Annotated in this window: 16 protein-coding genes; 12 read left to right on the top strand and 4 right to left on the bottom strand. The window is 74.0% G+C overall.

The window, feature by feature from the left end; all coding sequences use genetic code 11:
- The first annotated feature begins 10 nt into the window (after positions 1–10).
- Genes ACN269_RS04720 through ACN269_RS04775 form a run of 12 tightly spaced genes read left to right on the top strand, consistent with a single transcriptional unit; the run spans position 11 to position 11,587 of the window.
- Complete coding sequence (locus ACN269_RS04720) at positions 11–1,240, top strand: phage tail sheath family protein (RefSeq protein ID WP_421471202.1); 1,230 nt, start codon at positions 11–13, stop codon at positions 1,238–1,240.
- Between the two features lies 1 nt (position 1,241).
- Positions 1,242–1,724, top strand: a complete 483-nt coding sequence (locus ACN269_RS04725; RefSeq protein ID WP_421471203.1) for a phage tail protein — start codon at positions 1,242–1,244, stop codon at positions 1,722–1,724.
- On the top strand, positions 1,699–2,961 hold the full coding sequence (locus ACN269_RS04730) for a hypothetical protein (protein ID WP_421471204.1): 1,263 nt from the start codon (positions 1,699–1,701) through the stop codon (positions 2,959–2,961). Before ACN269_RS04725 ends, ACN269_RS04730 begins: the two co-directional genes overlap by 26 nt.
- Positions 2,961–3,866, top strand: coding sequence for a hypothetical protein (locus ACN269_RS04735; protein WP_421471205.1), 906 nt, complete (start codon positions 2,961–2,963; stop codon positions 3,864–3,866). Before ACN269_RS04730 ends, ACN269_RS04735 begins: the two co-directional genes overlap by 1 nt.
- Entirely contained in the window at positions 3,863–5,455 is a 1,593-nt protein-coding gene (locus ACN269_RS04740; protein ID WP_421471206.1) for a contractile injection system protein, VgrG/Pvc8 family, read from the top strand. The genes ACN269_RS04735 and ACN269_RS04740 overlap by 4 nt, the downstream gene beginning before the upstream one ends.
- Complete coding sequence (locus ACN269_RS04745; protein ID WP_421471207.1) at positions 5,455–5,793, top strand: hypothetical protein; 339 nt, start codon at positions 5,455–5,457, stop codon at positions 5,791–5,793. The genes ACN269_RS04740 and ACN269_RS04745 overlap by 1 nt, the downstream gene beginning before the upstream one ends.
- Positions 5,790–6,221, top strand: coding sequence for a GPW/gp25 family protein (locus ACN269_RS04750; protein ID WP_421471208.1), 432 nt, complete (start codon positions 5,790–5,792; stop codon positions 6,219–6,221). The genes ACN269_RS04745 and ACN269_RS04750 overlap by 4 nt, the downstream gene beginning before the upstream one ends.
- Entirely contained in the window at positions 6,218–8,848 is a 2,631-nt protein-coding gene (locus ACN269_RS04755) for a putative baseplate assembly protein (RefSeq protein ID WP_421471209.1), read from the top strand. Before ACN269_RS04750 ends, ACN269_RS04755 begins: the two co-directional genes overlap by 4 nt.
- Positions 8,829–9,374 (top strand): phage tail protein, encoded by a 546-nt coding sequence (locus tag ACN269_RS04760; RefSeq protein ID WP_421471210.1) that lies wholly within the window; start codon positions 8,829–8,831, stop codon positions 9,372–9,374. The genes ACN269_RS04755 and ACN269_RS04760 overlap by 20 nt, the downstream gene beginning before the upstream one ends.
- 9 nt (positions 9,375–9,383) lie before the next feature.
- Positions 9,384–10,316, top strand: a complete 933-nt coding sequence (locus ACN269_RS04765; protein ID WP_421471211.1) for a hypothetical protein — start codon at positions 9,384–9,386, stop codon at positions 10,314–10,316.
- Positions 10,313–10,771 (top strand): hypothetical protein, encoded by a 459-nt coding sequence (locus ACN269_RS04770; RefSeq protein ID WP_421471212.1) that lies wholly within the window; start codon positions 10,313–10,315, stop codon positions 10,769–10,771. Before ACN269_RS04765 ends, ACN269_RS04770 begins: the two co-directional genes overlap by 4 nt.
- Positions 10,772–10,816: 45 nt before the next feature.
- Positions 10,817–11,587, top strand: a complete 771-nt coding sequence (locus ACN269_RS04775; protein WP_421471213.1) for a hypothetical protein — start codon at positions 10,817–10,819, stop codon at positions 11,585–11,587.
- A gap of 39 nt (positions 11,588–11,626) precedes the next feature.
- Here the strand turns inward: ACN269_RS04775 and ACN269_RS04780 are convergent, their stop codons facing one another.
- The 4 genes from ACN269_RS04780 to ACN269_RS04795 form a co-directional block, all read right to left on the bottom strand.
- Positions 11,627–12,499: a PmoA family protein gene (locus ACN269_RS04780; protein WP_421471214.1), complete on the bottom strand. Its 873-nt coding sequence runs from the start codon at positions 12,497–12,499 to the stop codon at positions 11,627–11,629.
- Positions 12,496–13,155 carry a hypothetical protein gene (locus ACN269_RS04785; RefSeq protein WP_421471215.1) on the bottom strand — a complete coding sequence of 220 codons (660 nt, stop codon included), beginning with the start codon at positions 13,153–13,155 and terminating at the stop codon, positions 12,496–12,498. Before ACN269_RS04785 ends, ACN269_RS04780 begins: the two co-directional genes overlap by 4 nt.
- Positions 13,139–13,900 carry a carbohydrate ABC transporter permease gene (locus ACN269_RS04790; RefSeq protein WP_421476196.1) on the bottom strand — a complete coding sequence of 254 codons (762 nt, stop codon included), beginning with the start codon at positions 13,898–13,900 and terminating at the stop codon, positions 13,139–13,141. The genes ACN269_RS04785 and ACN269_RS04790 overlap by 17 nt, the downstream gene beginning before the upstream one ends.
- Positions 13,901–14,019: 119 nt before the next feature.
- Positions 14,020–15,003, bottom strand: coding sequence for a carbohydrate ABC transporter permease (locus ACN269_RS04795; RefSeq protein ID WP_421471216.1), 984 nt, complete (start codon positions 15,001–15,003; stop codon positions 14,020–14,022).
- Positions 15,004–15,026: the final 23 nt, after the last annotated feature.

Here is a 15,026-nt window from a genome sequence, read left to right on the forward strand (position 1 = left end):
AGGAGGACCGATGCCCAGCTACTTCTCCCCCGGCATCTACGTCGAGGAGGTCCCCAGCGGCGCCCGACCGATCGGACCGGTGAGCACCAGCATCGCCGCGTTCGTCGGCGTCGCCCCGAACCGCGACGCCCACCTGGGCAAGGCCGTACCGGTCAACAACTGGACCGAGTTCCTGCGGCTCTTCGCCGACGGCGACCAGGTCGAGAGCACTCCCCTCGCGCGGGCGGTCTTCGGCTTCCTGGACAACGGGGGCGCGCGCTGCTGGGTGGTCAACGTCGGCGAGGGCGGCGCCATCACCGGCACCGGCAAGCAACGCGGCGGCCTGCAACTGCTGGAGGCCGTCGACGAGATCTCCATCATCGCCGCTCCGGGCTTCTCCGATCCGGTGTCCCACGAGGCGCTGATCAGCATGGCCGAACGGACCCGCACCATGGTGGCGATCTGCGACCCGGCCCCGGACATCGACGACATCTCCGCGCTGACCCGGGTCGCCACCCCGTCGTCCGGCAAGCCGCCGAAACCCGCCGAGGGCGCTGGTCCGGCGCAGCCGGGCGGCTCCGGCGGCGACGGGCCGGCGTACCGGCCCCGGCAGTCCGAGTTCGCCGCGTTCTACTACCCGTACCTGCAGGTCCGTGACCCGATCAGCGGCGAGTTGGAGCTCACCCCGCCGAGCGGGCACCTGGCCGGCATCTGGGCCCGCACCGACGCCCTGCGCGGCGTGCACAAGGCGCCGGCCAACGAACCGGTCCGGGGCGCGGTCGACCTCGGCTACCGGGTCACCCGCCCCGAGCACGACGTGCTCAACCCCAAGGGCGTCAACGTGATCCGCTACTTCGCCGGCGAGGGCATCCGCGTCTGGGGCGCCCGTACGCTCGCCGCCGAGGCCAGCGAGTGGCGCTACCTCAACGTCCGGCGACTCAGCATCGCCATCGAACAGGCCATCGCGAACGGCACCCGGTGGATGGTCTTCGAACCGAACGACTTCACCCTCTGGCGCTCGATCCGGCGCGACATCGGGGCGTTCCTCACCCGCGTGTGGCGCGACGGCGCGCTGCTCGGGCGCAGCCCCGAGGAGGCGTTCTTCGTCAAGTGCGACGAGGAGACCAACCCGCCGGACGTCCGTGACGCCGGCATGGTGATCGCCCACATCGGCATCGCCGTCGTCAAGCCCGCCGAATTCGTGGTGTTCAAGCTCAGCCAGTGGGCCGGCGGCACCGAGACCGAGACGATCGGAGGCTGACATGGCCACCCCCGCCACCCCGCAGCCCGGCGCGCCCGTCGACCCGTACCGGGCGTACAACTTCCGGCTGCTCATCAACGGCGTCACCAACGGCCACTTCACCGAGATGAGCGGACTGGAGGTGAACATCCCCGGGCAGCCGTACCGGGAGCACGGCCCCGGACCGACGCGGATCGTCCCCGGTCAGGCCGAGTACGAGCCGGTGACCCTGCACTTCGGCCTCACCGCGTCCCGCGAGCTGTGGGACTGGGTGAACGCCACCGCCAAGGGCACCCTGAACCGCCGGAACGTGTCCGTGGTGCTGCTCGACGCGGCGGGCACCGCCGAGGTGTTGCGCTGGAACCTGATCGACGCGTGGCCCACCCGGTGGCGCGGAGCGCACCTCAACACGGTCGGCCACGAGATCGCCATCGCGTCGCTGACACTGCGCTACGAGGGCCTCGAACTGGAGGCCGGCGGTGCCGCCGCGCCGACGCCCGCGTAGCTGGCTGGCCGGTCGCCTCCGCTCGGTGGCCGGCGCGGTGCAGCGCCTCGCCGAACGCGTCGACGACCCGGCCGCAGCGCCGGAGCGTCCGGTGGACCCGCCGCGTCGTCTCGGCGAGCCGCCGCAGCACTGGGTGGACCTGGTCGCCGCGCACGCCCCCGGCCTGCTCCGCGAACTGGACCTCGACCAGGTCGCGCCGACGCAGGACCAGACTCCGCCGGGCCCGGTGTCACCACGGCGGCCGGTCGGCCCGGCCGGCCACGCGCTGCGGCCGGCCGCCGATCTTGGTCGGGTTGGCGAGCTCGGCACCGCTCGGACCGACCGTCTGGCTGCCGCCGCTCAGGGCCGGTCCGGTGACCCGCACCGGCCGACCCGGCCGGGCGGCGATGGTGATCGTGCCCGCCATGGTGCCGAGGGCAGCGGTCCCGGTGACCCGCACGGCAGGTCCGACCAACGGGTCCCGGTCATTCGACCCGCGACCCCGATCGGCTCGGAGCCGGCGGGCGGGCGGTACGGCCTGGAGTCGGCGGGCGGGCGGGACGGCTCGGCGAGCGGTGGCACGCGGTTCGCCGCACAGGCCGGCGCCCATCTCCGGGAGACGACCTCGACACCCGGCCCGGCAGGCGAGATCCTTCCCAGATCTACTGCCGAACCGTCGGCGACGTCGCTCGGACGCCCCGACCGGAGCATGGGCGGACCGTCCCAGCCCGCCCTGCCGGACGAAGCGGATCGGCGGGTCCGGATCGGAGAGCACCCCACCGAAGCGCACCCCCCGCCGGATGACGCCCGACGCGCCGAGCGCCTCACTGGTCAGCTCCCCGGCCGCTCTCCCGAGCACCACTTTCCCGAGCGCCACGCCAGCTGGCTCGCCGAGCAGCAGCGGTCCGGCCGGTATCGCGGGCCGGCGGTCACCGCGCCGCGGCACGACCCGTACACCGCACGACGGCACGACCAGCAGTCGCGGCCAGACCGCGACCAGCACGCCGTTGTGCGGCACGGGCAGCGCGGCCGCGAGATCGGGCAGTGGGACGGTCCACCCGGGTACGGGACGGGCGTCGCCGAGGTCGACGGCGGCGGACGATGGCCGGCGAGCGCGGTGTTCGGGTCGACCGCCGTCGGTCCCGACGTGGACCCGTGGCCGGCGCTACCGGATGACGGACCGCTGTGGACGGTGTCCGGCGCGGCGCTCGACGCGGGCCACGAACGTCGGCTCGACCGGGAGCAGGCGGGCGGCTGATGGAACGCGTCGCCTTCCTCATCGACGCCACCGGGGAGCGGGTGGACTGCCTGCTCAACCCGGAGACCGTGCAGGTGACCCGGCTCGCCGGCGTACGTCATCGGGGTGCCGGCGGCGGGCAGCTCACCGGCGCCGGTCTGGCCGACGACCCGCTGGTCTTCACCGGCGGCGGCCGTACGGAGCTGGTGCTGGATCTGCTCTTCGACGTCGACTTCGTGCAGGCGCAGGTCCGCCCCACCGACGTACGGACGTTGACCCGGCCGTTGTGGATGCTGGCGGAGAACTCCGCCGCCGAGCACGGCTGGCTGCGTCCGCCGCTGGCCCGGGTGGTCTGGGGCAAGACGTGGAACGTGCCGGGTGTGATCGTGGCGGTGGCCGAGCGGTTCGACGCGTTCACCGGTACCGGCTCGCCCCGGCGCTCCTGGCTGCGGCTGAAGCTGGTCCGGACCGCCGAGAGCGCCGACCAGGCGCAGGCCGGCTTCGCCGAGGAGCTTGCCGCGGCGAGTACGCCGGTCGCCACGCCGGGCAGCGCCGTGGTCGCGGCCGGCGACGGCGCCACCGAGCCGGGCCACGCCGGTGTGCGTTTCGACCTGCTGGCCAACGATGCGCTCGGGTCGCCGCTGCGGTGGCGGCTGCTGGCCGAACACAACCGGATCACCGACCCGCTCGCGGTGCCGGCCGGCACCACCCTCGCGGTTCCCCCCGTCGCCTCGGGCGGTCCTGCGCCGGAGTCGACGCTCGGCGCGATGGCGCGGGCCGCCGGGTCGTTCGTGGACGCGTCGGTCGCCGCCGCCGGGAGTTGGGCCGCCTCGATCGCCGCGACCTGGCCCGGCCCGACCGGTACGACCGCCGCGAGCGGGACCGGGTCGACCGGGGGCACACCGGGCCCGGGGAGTGCGCCGTGACCAGCGTCGCGCCCCGGGCGCTGACCGTCCTGCTCGACGGCGTCGAGCTGGCCGCCGTGGCCCGCCAACGGATCCGCTCGCTGCGGGTGGCCGCCCGGCTCGACCAGCCGACCCAGGCGGAACTGGTGCTCGCCACCGCCCCCGGCAGCGCGGCGCTCGACCCCGCCGTGCGCCCCGGCTCGACCCTCGACGTACGGCTCGCCGACCACGCCGACGCGCTGTTCGTCGGGGAGGTGACCTGCGTGGAGGTCGAGTACGCCGCCGACGGCGCGGCCGTGCTGCGCCTGCGGGCGTACGACGCGCTGCACCGGCTGCGCAAGCGGCAGGACCTGCGTGTCTTCACCTCGGTGACGGCGGCGGAGCTGGCCCGGGACCTGTGCGGCGCGGTGGGGCTGACCGTGTCGGCCGAGGACGACGGCCCGCGGCTGGAACGGCTGGTCCAGCACCGGCACAGTGATCTGGAGCTGCTCTGCGAGGTGGCCGGGCGGGCCGGGCTGCACCTGGCCGCCGACGGCGACGGCGTACGGCTGGTCACCCTCGCCGGCTACGGCGAGCCGGTCCCGCTGACCCTCGGCGCGGGTGTGCACACCCTGCGGTTGTCCACGAACGCCGACCAGGCCAGCGGCGCGAGCGTCGCGTTGGGGTGGCACCCGCAGCGGGCCGAGCCGATCAGCCAGCGGGCGGACGAGGCGCGCTGTGGTCGGCCAGCCGGCGAGCGTCCGGACCCGGCCGACGTGGGGGCCGATGGCGTACGCACCGCCGTCGACCAGCCGGGACGCAGCGACGACGAGGTGGCCGCGCTGGCCCAGGCGCGGCTGGATCTGCGCGCGGCCGCGTTGTCCACCGCCGAGGGGGTCGCCGAGGGTGATCCGGCGCTGCGGGCGGGCCGGCGGATCGACCTGGCCGGGGTGCCCGACCCCCTCGCGGGGGCGTACGTGCTGACCGAGGTGGTGCACACAGTGGACGGCGACGGCCACCTCACCCGGTTCTCGACGGTGCCGCCGGCCACGGCGCCCACGGCGGCCGGCGGTGCGGTCGTCACCCTCGGCACGGTGACCGACGTGGCCGACCCGGACGGGTTGGGCCGGGTGCGGCTCACCCTGCCGGCGTACGGGGACCTGGACGCCGGTTGGCTCGGCGTGCTCTGCCCCGGCGCGGGGCGCGGCAAGGGTCTGGTGGCGCTGCCCGACCCGGACGACACCGTGCTGGTGGTGCTGCCCGGCGGCGAGCCGGCCTCGGGCGTCGTGCTGGGTTCGCTGTTCGGGGCGGTCGAGCCGTACGACGCGGGCATCGACGACGGTCGGGCCCGGCGCTGGACGCTGCGCACGGCGGGCGGGCAGTCGATCGTCGTGGACGACGTCCAGCGCAGCCTGCGGCTCGGCACCGAGGGCGGCAGTTGGCTGGAGCTCACCCCCGACCTGGCCACCCTGCACGCGGCGACCGACCTGGTGATCTCCGCACCGGGCCGGGCCATGGTGGTCCGCGCCCGCAGCGTGGACTTCCTGCACGCCGAGGCGACCGAGGACCCGGCCACGGCGGCGCGGCAGGCCCGTTCGCTCGCCCGCGCCCACCACGAAGGAGGCGGCTGATGCGGTGGATCCACCGCGACTCGGTGATCGCCTGTGACCACGACGGCCGGGTCGAGAACCAACCGTCGCAGCGCTGGGTGACGATCACCGCCGTACCGGTGCTGGTCGACGACGACCCGCAGGGGCGGAAGATCGTCGCCTGCCCGAACTACGGCCCGACCATCAAGCCGTGCGGCAAGACGATGACCGTCCACGTCGGCTACAGCGACTGGCTGCGCGTCGACGGGCACCGGGTGGTGCTGTCGCACCTGAAGGGCTTCACCGACGGCACCCCGCCGAACGCGGTCCACCACACCGTCCGCGACCCCCGGCAGCGCTTCCTGGAGGCGGACCGGTGAGGGCGTTCCGCTTCGTCGGGGCCGGCTTCGACGCCGGCCGGGGCGGCGGGTTGGCGCTCACCGCCGCCGGTGGGCTGGCCATGACCGAGGGCGACGAGAGCGTACGCCAGGCGTTGTTCCTGCTGTTGTCGACGACGCCGGGCGAGCGGCTGATGCGACCCGGGTACGGCTCCCGGCTGCACCGGCTGATCTTCGCGCCGAACGACGACACCACCGCCGGGCTGGCGATCCACTACGTCCGGCAGGCCATCGCCCGCTGGGAACCCCGGGTCGAGGTCGTCGACGTCGACGCCGGGCCCGACGTGGACGACGCGTGGCGGCTGGTGATCCGGCTGGACTACCGGGTGCGGGCCAGCCTGACGCCCGGCCAGTTGGTGTTCTCCGTGGACCTGCTCCCCGCCGACGACGAACCGGGAGAATCGTCATGACGCTGCCCGTGCCGCACCTGGACGACCGGGGGTTCCTCGACCTGGTCACCGAGGCCCGCGAGCGCATCCGCCAGTCCTGCCCCGCCTGGACCGACCTGTCGGCGCACGACCCGGGCATGGCGCTGGTCGAGGCGTTCGCGCACCTGACCGAGGTGATGATCTACCGGCTGAACCAGTTGCCGGAGAAGGCGTACGTGCAGTTCCTGAACCTGCTCGGGGTGGCCCGGCACGCGCCCACCGCGGCCTGGGCGGACGTGGTGTTCACCCGTACCGGCACGGACACCTCGGCGGTGCGGATCCCGGCCGGCTTGCGGGTCGCGGCGGCGCGCGGCGCCGATCCCCGGCCCGTCGTGTTCGTCACCACCGAGCCGGCGGCGCTGCCGGTCGGGGAGTCCTCGGTGACCGTCCGGATGCACCACTGCGAGCCGGTGGACGCGGAGCTGCTGGGTGTCGGCACCGGCCAGCCGGGGCAGGTGCTGCGCGCGGCCCGCGCCCCCCTGGCGCACACCGGCGAGCCGCTGGACCTGCTGCTCGGCGTGGAGGTGCCGACCGGCTCGGTGGAGCTGGGGGCGGCGGCCCGCGAGCACGACGGCCGCACGTTCGAGATCTGGCAGCCGGTGGACAGCTTCGCCGGACTCGGCCCGCAGGCCAAGGCGTACCTGGTGGACCGCTGCTCGGGCACCGTCACCTTCGCCCCGGCGCTGGACCTGCGACCGCCCACCGGCGGCCCCGCCGGGCCGACGCCGGTGGCGGCCGTGCCGCCGGCCGGGCGGCAGGTCCGCCTCTGGTACCGGGCCGGCGGCGGTCCGGCCGGCAACGTCGCCGCCGGCACCCTGACCACCCTGCGCGATCCACTGCCCGGGGTACGCGTCGACAACCCCGCCCGGGCGGCCGGCGGCCGGGAGATGGAGGCGTTGGAGTCGGTGCTGCTGCGCGGCCCGTACGAGTTCTTCGCCCAGCAGCGCGCGGTCACCGCCCGCGACTTCGAGGTGCTCGCCACCGGCTCCGGCGCGGTGGCGCGGGCCCGCGCGTTCACCCGCTCGGCGGTCTACAGCTTCGCCCGCCCGGGTGAGGTCGAGGTGGTGCTGGTGCCGTACGTGCCACCGGCGGCCCGACCGGGCGGCCGGCTGCCGGTGGCGGTGCTGCGCGAGTACGAGGTGCCCGAGGCCCGGCACCGTGTCGAGGCGGACCTGGAGCAGCGTCGGATGGTCGGCATCCGCTCGCGGGCGAGCTGGGCCCGGTTCAAGGCGGTGTCGGTACGGGCCCGCGTGGTGGTACGGCGCGAGGAGGACGTGGACGCCGTCCGGCGGCGTATCCACGACCGGCTGCACCAGACGCTCAGCCCGCTGCCCACCGCGCTCAATCCCAGCGGGTGGCCGTTCGGTGAGCCGCTGCGGGCGTCGAACGTGTACCGGTTGTTGGAGCAGGCCGAGCCGGGCGTGCGGTACGTCGAGTCGGTGCGCTTCGTGGTCGACGAGGCGCCCGACGCCGAGGTGCGCGCCCTCGCCGTCGACGCGTACCAGCCGCGCACCTGGTACGCCGGTCGTGGCCCGGTGCTGTTCCGGTCCAGCAACGCCGGCTCGGGTTGGGAGCCGGCCGGCCGGTTCGACGAGGAGACGGTACTGCGGGTGGCGCCCGCCCCCGCGCCGGTGCGGCCGGGCATCGTGGCGCGTCCCGGTTCGGTGGCCGCGGTGACGCTGCGCGCCTCCGGCGGGTCCCGGGTGCACCTGAGCACCGACCTGGGTGAGACCTGGTCGCTGCTGGCCGACCTGGACTCGCGGATCTCCGACGTGGCGTGGCTGGACCGCGACGGCGCGGGAGCGCTGCTGGTGGCGACCGACACCGGGCTGTACGAGGTGTCGCTGCTGCCCGGCGCGGTGCCGTTGCAGATCCTCGTCGACCCGTCCGACGCCGACCGCGGCTTCTACGCCGTCCGCACCTTCGTCTCCGAGCGCGGAGCGCCCGGTGTGGCGGTCGCGGCGCAGGCGAGCTTCGGGGTGTACCTGTCGACGGCCGGCGGTCGACCCGGCACGTTCACGCACGTCGGGCTCTCCAACGTGGACAACCGGGTCCTCGCCGTGCAGTACGACGGGCCGGCCACGCTGCTGTGGAGCGGTGCGGGCGAGCCGGACCCGAAGAAGCCCGGCCAGGGCTGTCACCGCAGCCGGTTGTTCGAGTCCGACGTCAAGTGGCAGTCGGTGCAGGCCGGCTGGGTCGGCGGCACCTGCCGGGATCTGGCGTTCGCCGGCCAGCAGGCGGTGGCGGCCACCCAGAGTGGCGGGGTGCTGCGACTGGACACCCTGGCCGCCCAGCCGCAGTGGCAACCGGTCTCGGTCAACTGCGGGCTGCCGCTGCGCGACCGGACGCGGTTCGTGCCGGTGGACGCCGTCGCCGTGAGCGGCCCGCCGACGCCTGCCGCTAATGCTCCAGCGACTGGTCCGACGGCGGACCGGCTGGTGCTGGCCGGCGGCGAGCGCGGCGTGTACCGCAGCGCCGACGCGGTCACCTGGACCGCCAGCGCCAACCAGGCCACCGCCGACGTGGTGACCGTCCCGGACACCTGGCTGCTCTGCTCCGGCGAGCACGACATCGAGGTGGTGCGCCAGGATGCGACGCTCGGCGATTGAGCGGCTGCTGCCCGCCGCGTACCAGCGGGCGTGCGTGCCGGGCAGCGTGCTCTGGGCGCTGCTGGACGTCATGGAGGGGCTACACGCCCCGGACGAGGCGATCCTCGCCGAGGTGGACGCCCTGTTCGACCCGTACCGGGCCCCCGACGACATGGTCGTACGCCTGACCCGCTGGGTGGCGATGGACCACGTGGTGGCGTCGCACCGACCGGACGCGCCGCTGCCCCTGCCGGTCGGGCGGCTCCGGGACCTGGTGGCCCACGGCGCGCTGCTGGCGCGGTGGCGCGGCACCCCGTACGGGATGCGCCGGGCCCTGGAGGTGGCCACCGGGGTGTCGGGCTTCGCCGTCGAGGAACCCGACGACAGGCCCTTCCACGTCGTGGTGCGGGTGCCGGCGGCCGCCGCCGACCACCTCGCCGTGATCACCCGCATCGTCGAGGCGGAGAAGCCCGCGGCGACCACCGCCGAGGTCGTCCTCGCCGCCTCGCCCCCACCGGATCAGCCGACCGCGGCACCGTCCGCCTAAGGAGTTTCAATGACCACCGAATGGGCCGTCGTCGCCGCCGCGTCGCAGTTCACCCTGGACGCCGCCAACCACGGCGAGCTGACCTTCACCGTCTCCAACCCCGGCCTCGCGCCGGACACCGTCGTCTTCGACGTGGCGCCCGGCGAGGGCAGCCAGCGGGCCTGGTTCACCGTCACCGAGCCGCAGCGGGCGGTACCCGGACAGGGGTCGGTCTCGTTCCTGGTCCGCCTCGCCGTGCCGGCCGGGACCGCGCCGCGCCGCTACGACATGACCGGGTTCGCGTACTCGGCGAACACCGCGCCCGAGGAGAGTTCGCGCTCCAGCGGCCGGGTGACGTACGAGGTCCGGGCGGTCGCCGCGCCGAAGCGGACGCCGTGGCCGTGGATCGCGGCCGCCGCGGCGCTGGTGCTCGTGGTCGCCGGGGTGGTCGGCTATCTGCTGACCCGCTCCGACGGCCCACCGACGCCGGGCACACCCCGGGTGGTGACGGTGGAGGCGGAGAGCCTGGTCGACGGGGCACGGGTGGAGTCCCCGGCGAAGACCGCCGCGGGCATCGACGCGCAGCCCAACTGCTGCGACGTGACCTGGTCGGGCGACGCGCAGCTGTTCTTCACCGGCCTGGCGCCCGGTGACCGGGTGAGCGTCACCGTCGACCTGCCGGCGGACGCCGTCTGGCGGTTCTCCACCACGCGTACCACGAGCTTCGACTACGCCAACACCATCTGGCAGGTCGACGGCGTGCAGCTCGGCAGCACCTTCTTCGGGTTCACCCCGAAGGTCGTCCGGCAGGACTTCACCGACGTGGGCACCGTCCGCCTCGGCGCGGGCCGGCACACCCTCACCCTGGTCGCGGTCGGCAAGACGCAGGGCTTCGACAGGTACTTCGCGGGGGTGGACCAGATCCGCTTCACCGAGGTGACCGGGGCGGTCGCGGGGCGATGAGCGGTCGGCAGAAGGTCGTCCTGGTGACCCTCGCCGTGCTGCTGGTGGCGTTCTTCGCGCTCGCCGTCGGTGTCGGCGGCGCGGGCCGGGGCCGGGCGGGCGATCGGCCGGGGTTCGTGCAGCGGTTGGGCGGGCTGGCCGGCGGGAGCGGCACGATCGACCCGGCGACCGTGCAGGCCGACTGCGACCGTACCGGCGACGTGCTCACCTTCGTCGGCGGCTGCGCGGTACGGGTCGCCGACCCGGGTGAGCTGCGGACGTTGGTGCTGCGCAGTGGCCGCCCGTTCGTGGTGAGCGCCCCCGCGCCCGGGGATGCCGACCTCACCGTGCGTTCGGAGGTCGAGCCGGACGACGGCGGCGAGGCGGTCGCCCGGATCGCCGTCGACAGCGCGACCACGGTGCTGCTGGGCTGCCCGGGAGGTGTCGGATGCACGGTCACCGTCGCCGCCGGGTGACAGCCGGCCCCGTCGGCGCGCCCCCTACCCGTACGGAGGCCCGCCGTGGGTGAGCTACGCAAGCCGTTCCTGCTGCTCGCGCTGGTCGCGATCGTGCTGGTGGTCCTCGTCGAGGTGGGATCGTCGCTGCTCACCGGCGGCGGCGACGCCACCGGCGCGCTGCTGGTCGGCGCGGCGGACCTCGGCGTGCAGGTGGACGCGGCCGGGGTCAGCGAACCATCCGGACGGGGCACCACCTACCTGGCGCTGATCGACGCGGTGGCGCTCTGGACCACCGGCCTGTTCTGCCTGGGCCTGGTGGTGCCCGAGCGGGTGCAGGGCCGGATCCAGGGCGTCGCGACGCTGGTCTTCTCGATCCTGCTCATCCTGGGTGCGCTCGTGCTGCTGGTCATCGCGTTCGTGGAACTGATGATCATGGTGTCGCTGTTCCTGGCCGTGCCGTTCGGCACCCTGGCGTACCTGGCGCTGTGGGGCTTCTTCCCGGTCGGCGACGCGGCGGTGCTGCTCGGGCTGGCGCTGCTGCTCAAGCTGGTCTGGGCGGGGCTGTTGCTGCTGGCCCAGCCCCGCTTCGCGCAGAACAAGGGCCTCGTCCTGCTGGCGCTCACCACGCTGCTCTGCACGGTCGTGCTGGAGTTCCTGCACAATCTGGTGCCGGTGATCCTGGTGAGCATCGTCGACGACATCGGTGCGCTGGTCTTCGCGATCATCGCCATCATCTGGGGCCTGGTCCTGCTGATCGGCTCCATCCCGGCGATCGTCAAGGCCATCCGGGTCACCGCCGCCGCCGTGCCCGCCGCCCTACCCGGTCGATCATGAAGTTGTTGTCACCGCGCCCGGCGTGTCGGGACAACAACTTCATGATCGACGGTCGCTGGCGAGGGTCGCGCAGCGGTCCGGAGGTAGGTGGCCGTCGCAGATCCACACCTGGTGGCGGCCGTGGCGGGTAGCGGCGGCGGGGACCTCTGCGGGGGTGTCGAAGGCGAAGGCCACGCAGACGCCGGGATACATCGCGGTCCGCACGAACCACCGGTCGCCGGGGCCGAGGCCCGCGAAGACCAGGGTGTACGCGCCACCGCCCGGCCCGGTGCCGGCCAGCGCCAGCCACGGGGCCGCGCTGCCGTTGACCTCCCCCTCCCCTGCCGCGTCGGCGGTGATCACCGTCGCCTCGCCGCCGACGGCGACGGCCCGCCAGAAGAACCCGCCGTAGCCGGCCCCGCCGGGGCGTCCGTTGGTGGCCGGGCTGCCCAGGCGCACGGCCCGGTCGGGCGGCGCGGTGAGCGCGGAGTCCAGGTCGAGCCGCCAGACGTCCGGCGTCACCGCCGACCCGGCCAGCTGACGCCGCTCGGTGAGCAGCACCCGTCCGTGCGGGTCGCGCCACTGGAGCTGATGCGCCAGCCGGTCGGCCGAGCGCCGCGTCCAGCCGGTGTGGACGATCCGTCCGTGGTCCTCGCGCCACGTGTAGCCGACGTCGCGCACGTAGGTGCGCCCGCCCCACAGGTTGACGCCGTCGACGTCCTGCACCGCGAGGGACGCCCCCAGGTGCCAGACATGGTCGGCGGGGAGCGCGTCGGTGACCACCGTGCCGCCGAGGGTGCGCACCGGGTGCAGGTACGGCCGGGGGCCGTGCCGCGCGTCCAGCACCGGGTCGACGACGTACCGGGCCACCTCGGTCCCGTCGACCAGCAGCCGCGCGGGCTGCTCGCCGGCCGGGGTGGGACCGGTGCTCACGGCAGCTCCGGCCGGGCGACGGCCGGCTCGCGGCTGCCGACGCCAATGCGGACCGGCATCCGGTTGGCGACGGCGTGCAGGGCCGCCAGGGTGTAGCCGGCGAGGATCGGCACGACCACCGGCGTGACCAGGATGGCGAGCAGCCCCGCCACCGCCGTCACGCCGGTGAGGGCGGCCCAACGGGCGGGCGCGTCGAGGCAGGCGCGGACGCTGGAGCGGGCCGCGACCCGCCACCGCCCGCCCCCGTTACGGCCTGCCTCGACGACGACCAGCCCGGCGTACCCGGCCAGCGCGGCGGCGACCAGCCCGATCACCGCCAGCACCGGCGCACCACCGGGCACCCGTCCGGCGGCCAGCGCCGCCAGGTCGGCGGCGAGCAGCCCGAGCACGGCGAGCGCGAGCAGGCTGACCGGCACGCCGGGCAGCACCGCGCGGCCGAACCGGCGCAGGGTCGTACGCGCCGACGGCCACCCGCCGGTACGCGTCCAGTCGTGCACCGCCGCGCTCGCCGTGCCGGCCGCCGCGGCGGCGGTGAGCAGCGGGGCTGCCGCGAGGGTCGCCAGGATGCCGAGCAGCGCCAGGTCGGCGGCGTCGCGGGCGACGTCGCGCCAGTCCCGCCGCCCGCCGACGTCGAGGGGTTCAGCCCTTGATGCCACTGGTGTTGATCCCCTCGACGAGCATCCGTTGGAACGCGACGAAGAACAGGAAGACCGGCAGCAGCGACAGCACCGACATGGCGAACATCGGCCCGACCGCGCTCTGGCTCGTCGAGTCGATGAAGAGGGTCAGCGCCACCGGCACCGTGTAGTCCTGGAGTTGGGACAGGAAGACCAGTTGGCGGAAGAAGTCGTTCCAGGTCCAGATGAACGAGAAGATCGCGGTGGTGACCAGCGCGGGGCGGCTCAGCGGCAGGATGATGTGCCGGAAGATGCCGTACGGGCCGGCGCCGTCGATCCGGGCCGCCTCGTCCAGCTCGCGCGGGACACCCCGCATGAACTGCACCATGAGGAAGACGAAGAACGCCTCGGTGGCCAGGAACTGCGGGATGAGCAACGGCAGGTACGGCCACTCACCGCCGACCAGGCCGAGGGTGCGGAACAGGATGTACTGCGGGACGATCAGCACGTGCTGGGGCAGCAGCAGCGTGCCGATCATGACGGCGAACCACATTCCCCGCAGCCGGAACCTCAGCCGGGCGAAGGCGTACGCTGCCAGCAGGCAGGAGATTCCGTTGCCGACGACGGTGAGCAGGCTGACCAGCGCGCTGTTGAGGAAGAACCGGCCGAAGCCGACGTCGAAGTTGGACCATCCGGCGGTGTAGTTGCCCGGCGTGAACCGCTCCGGGAGCAGCCCGACGTTGTTGACGATCTCCTCCTGGGACTTGACCGAGGTGCCGACCATCCAGATCAGCGGATAGAGCACCACGGCCACGATCGCCACCAGGATCAGCAGCCGCAGCACGGGCCGGCCGCCGGGCCGTCGTCCCGCCTCCGGCAGCGCCGCCGCCGTCGGAGTCGCTATCACCGGTCCTCCCCGTCGGAGTAGTGCACCCAGAACCGTCCGGTGCTGAAGAAGATCGCGGTGAGCACCGCGATGGCGAGCAGGAACACCCAGGCCATCGCCGAGGCGTAGCCCATCTCCAGGTCGGTGAAGCCGGTGATGTAGAGGTTCAGCGTGTACATCAGGGTGGAGTCGACCGGGCCGCCGGTGCCGTTGCTGAGCACGAACGCGGCGGTGAAGCCCTGGAAACCGTTGATCGTCTCCAGCACCAGGTTGAAGAAGATCACCGGGGAGAGCATCGGCAGCGTGACGTTGCGGAACTGCCGGAACCGCCCGGCCCCGTCGACGGACGCGGCCTCGTACAGCTCGGTGGGCACCTGCTTGAGCCCGGCCAGGAAGATCACCATCGGGGCGCCGAACTGCCAGATGGCCAGCACCATCAACGTCTCGAGGGCCCAGTCCGGGTCGTTGACCCAGGGCCGGCCCTCGATGCCGACGAGGCTCAGCAGCGAGTTGAACGCCCCGTCGCGGTTGAACATGTTGACCCACACGATGGCCAGCGCCACGCTGCCGCCGAGCAGCGAGGGCAGGTAGAACAGGCCGCGGAACAGCCCGACGCCACGCCACGCGCGGTTGAGCAGCAGCGCCACGCCGAGGGCGGCGGCCAGTTTCAGGGGTACGGCGACCAGCGCGAAGGTCAGGGTGACCCGCACCGCGTGCCAGTACGACGGGTCGGCGGTGAACATCCGCTCGTAGTTCGCCAGCCCCACCCACTGCGCCTCGGAGAACGGGGTGAGGATGTCGTAGTTGGTGAAGCTCAGGTAGAGCGACAGCAGCATGGGAACGGCCGTGACACCCATCAGGCCGATGAGCCACGGCGACAGGAAGACGTACCCCGCCAGACCCTCGCTGTGCCGGGTGGTGCCGGGCCCACGCCTCCTGGCGTGGGCCCGGCCGGATCCCGGGCCGCGTCGAGCCTTGACGGGCGCCGTGGTCAACGCCACGAGCAGCTCCTCTCCTCGCCCGC

Origin of the sequence: Micromonospora sp. WMMD736 (assembly GCF_049179015.1) — a bacterium.
In the GTDB taxonomy this organism is placed as follows: domain Bacteria; phylum Actinomycetota; class Actinomycetes; order Mycobacteriales; family Micromonosporaceae; genus Micromonospora.

Bases quoted from the DNA above. Each gene is read 5' to 3' on its own strand.
- ACN269_RS04720 (WP_421471202.1), top strand. From the start codon at position 11: ATGCCCAGCTACTTCTCCCCCGGCATCTACGTCGAGGAGGTCCCCAGC.
- ACN269_RS04725 (WP_421471203.1), top strand. From the start codon at position 1,242: ATGGCCACCCCCGCCACCCCGCAGCCCGGCGCGCCCGTCGACCCGTAC.
- ACN269_RS04735 (WP_421471205.1), top strand. From the start codon at position 2,961: ATGGAACGCGTCGCCTTCCTCATCGACGCCACCGGGGAGCGGGTGGAC.
- ACN269_RS04745 (WP_421471207.1), top strand. From the start codon at position 5,455: ATGCGGTGGATCCACCGCGACTCGGTGATCGCCTGTGACCACGACGGC.
- ACN269_RS04755 (WP_421471209.1), top strand. From the start codon at position 6,218: ATGACGCTGCCCGTGCCGCACCTGGACGACCGGGGGTTCCTCGACCTG.
- ACN269_RS04760 (WP_421471210.1), top strand. From the start codon at position 8,829: ATGCGACGCTCGGCGATTGAGCGGCTGCTGCCCGCCGCGTACCAGCGG.
- ACN269_RS04765 (WP_421471211.1), top strand. From the start codon at position 9,384: ATGACCACCGAATGGGCCGTCGTCGCCGCCGCGTCGCAGTTCACCCTG.
- ACN269_RS04770 (WP_421471212.1), top strand. From the start codon at position 10,313: ATGAGCGGTCGGCAGAAGGTCGTCCTGGTGACCCTCGCCGTGCTGCTG.
- ACN269_RS04790 (WP_421476196.1), bottom strand. From the start codon at position 13,900: ATGGTCGGCACCTCGGTCAAGTCCCAGGAGGAGATCGTCAACAACGTC.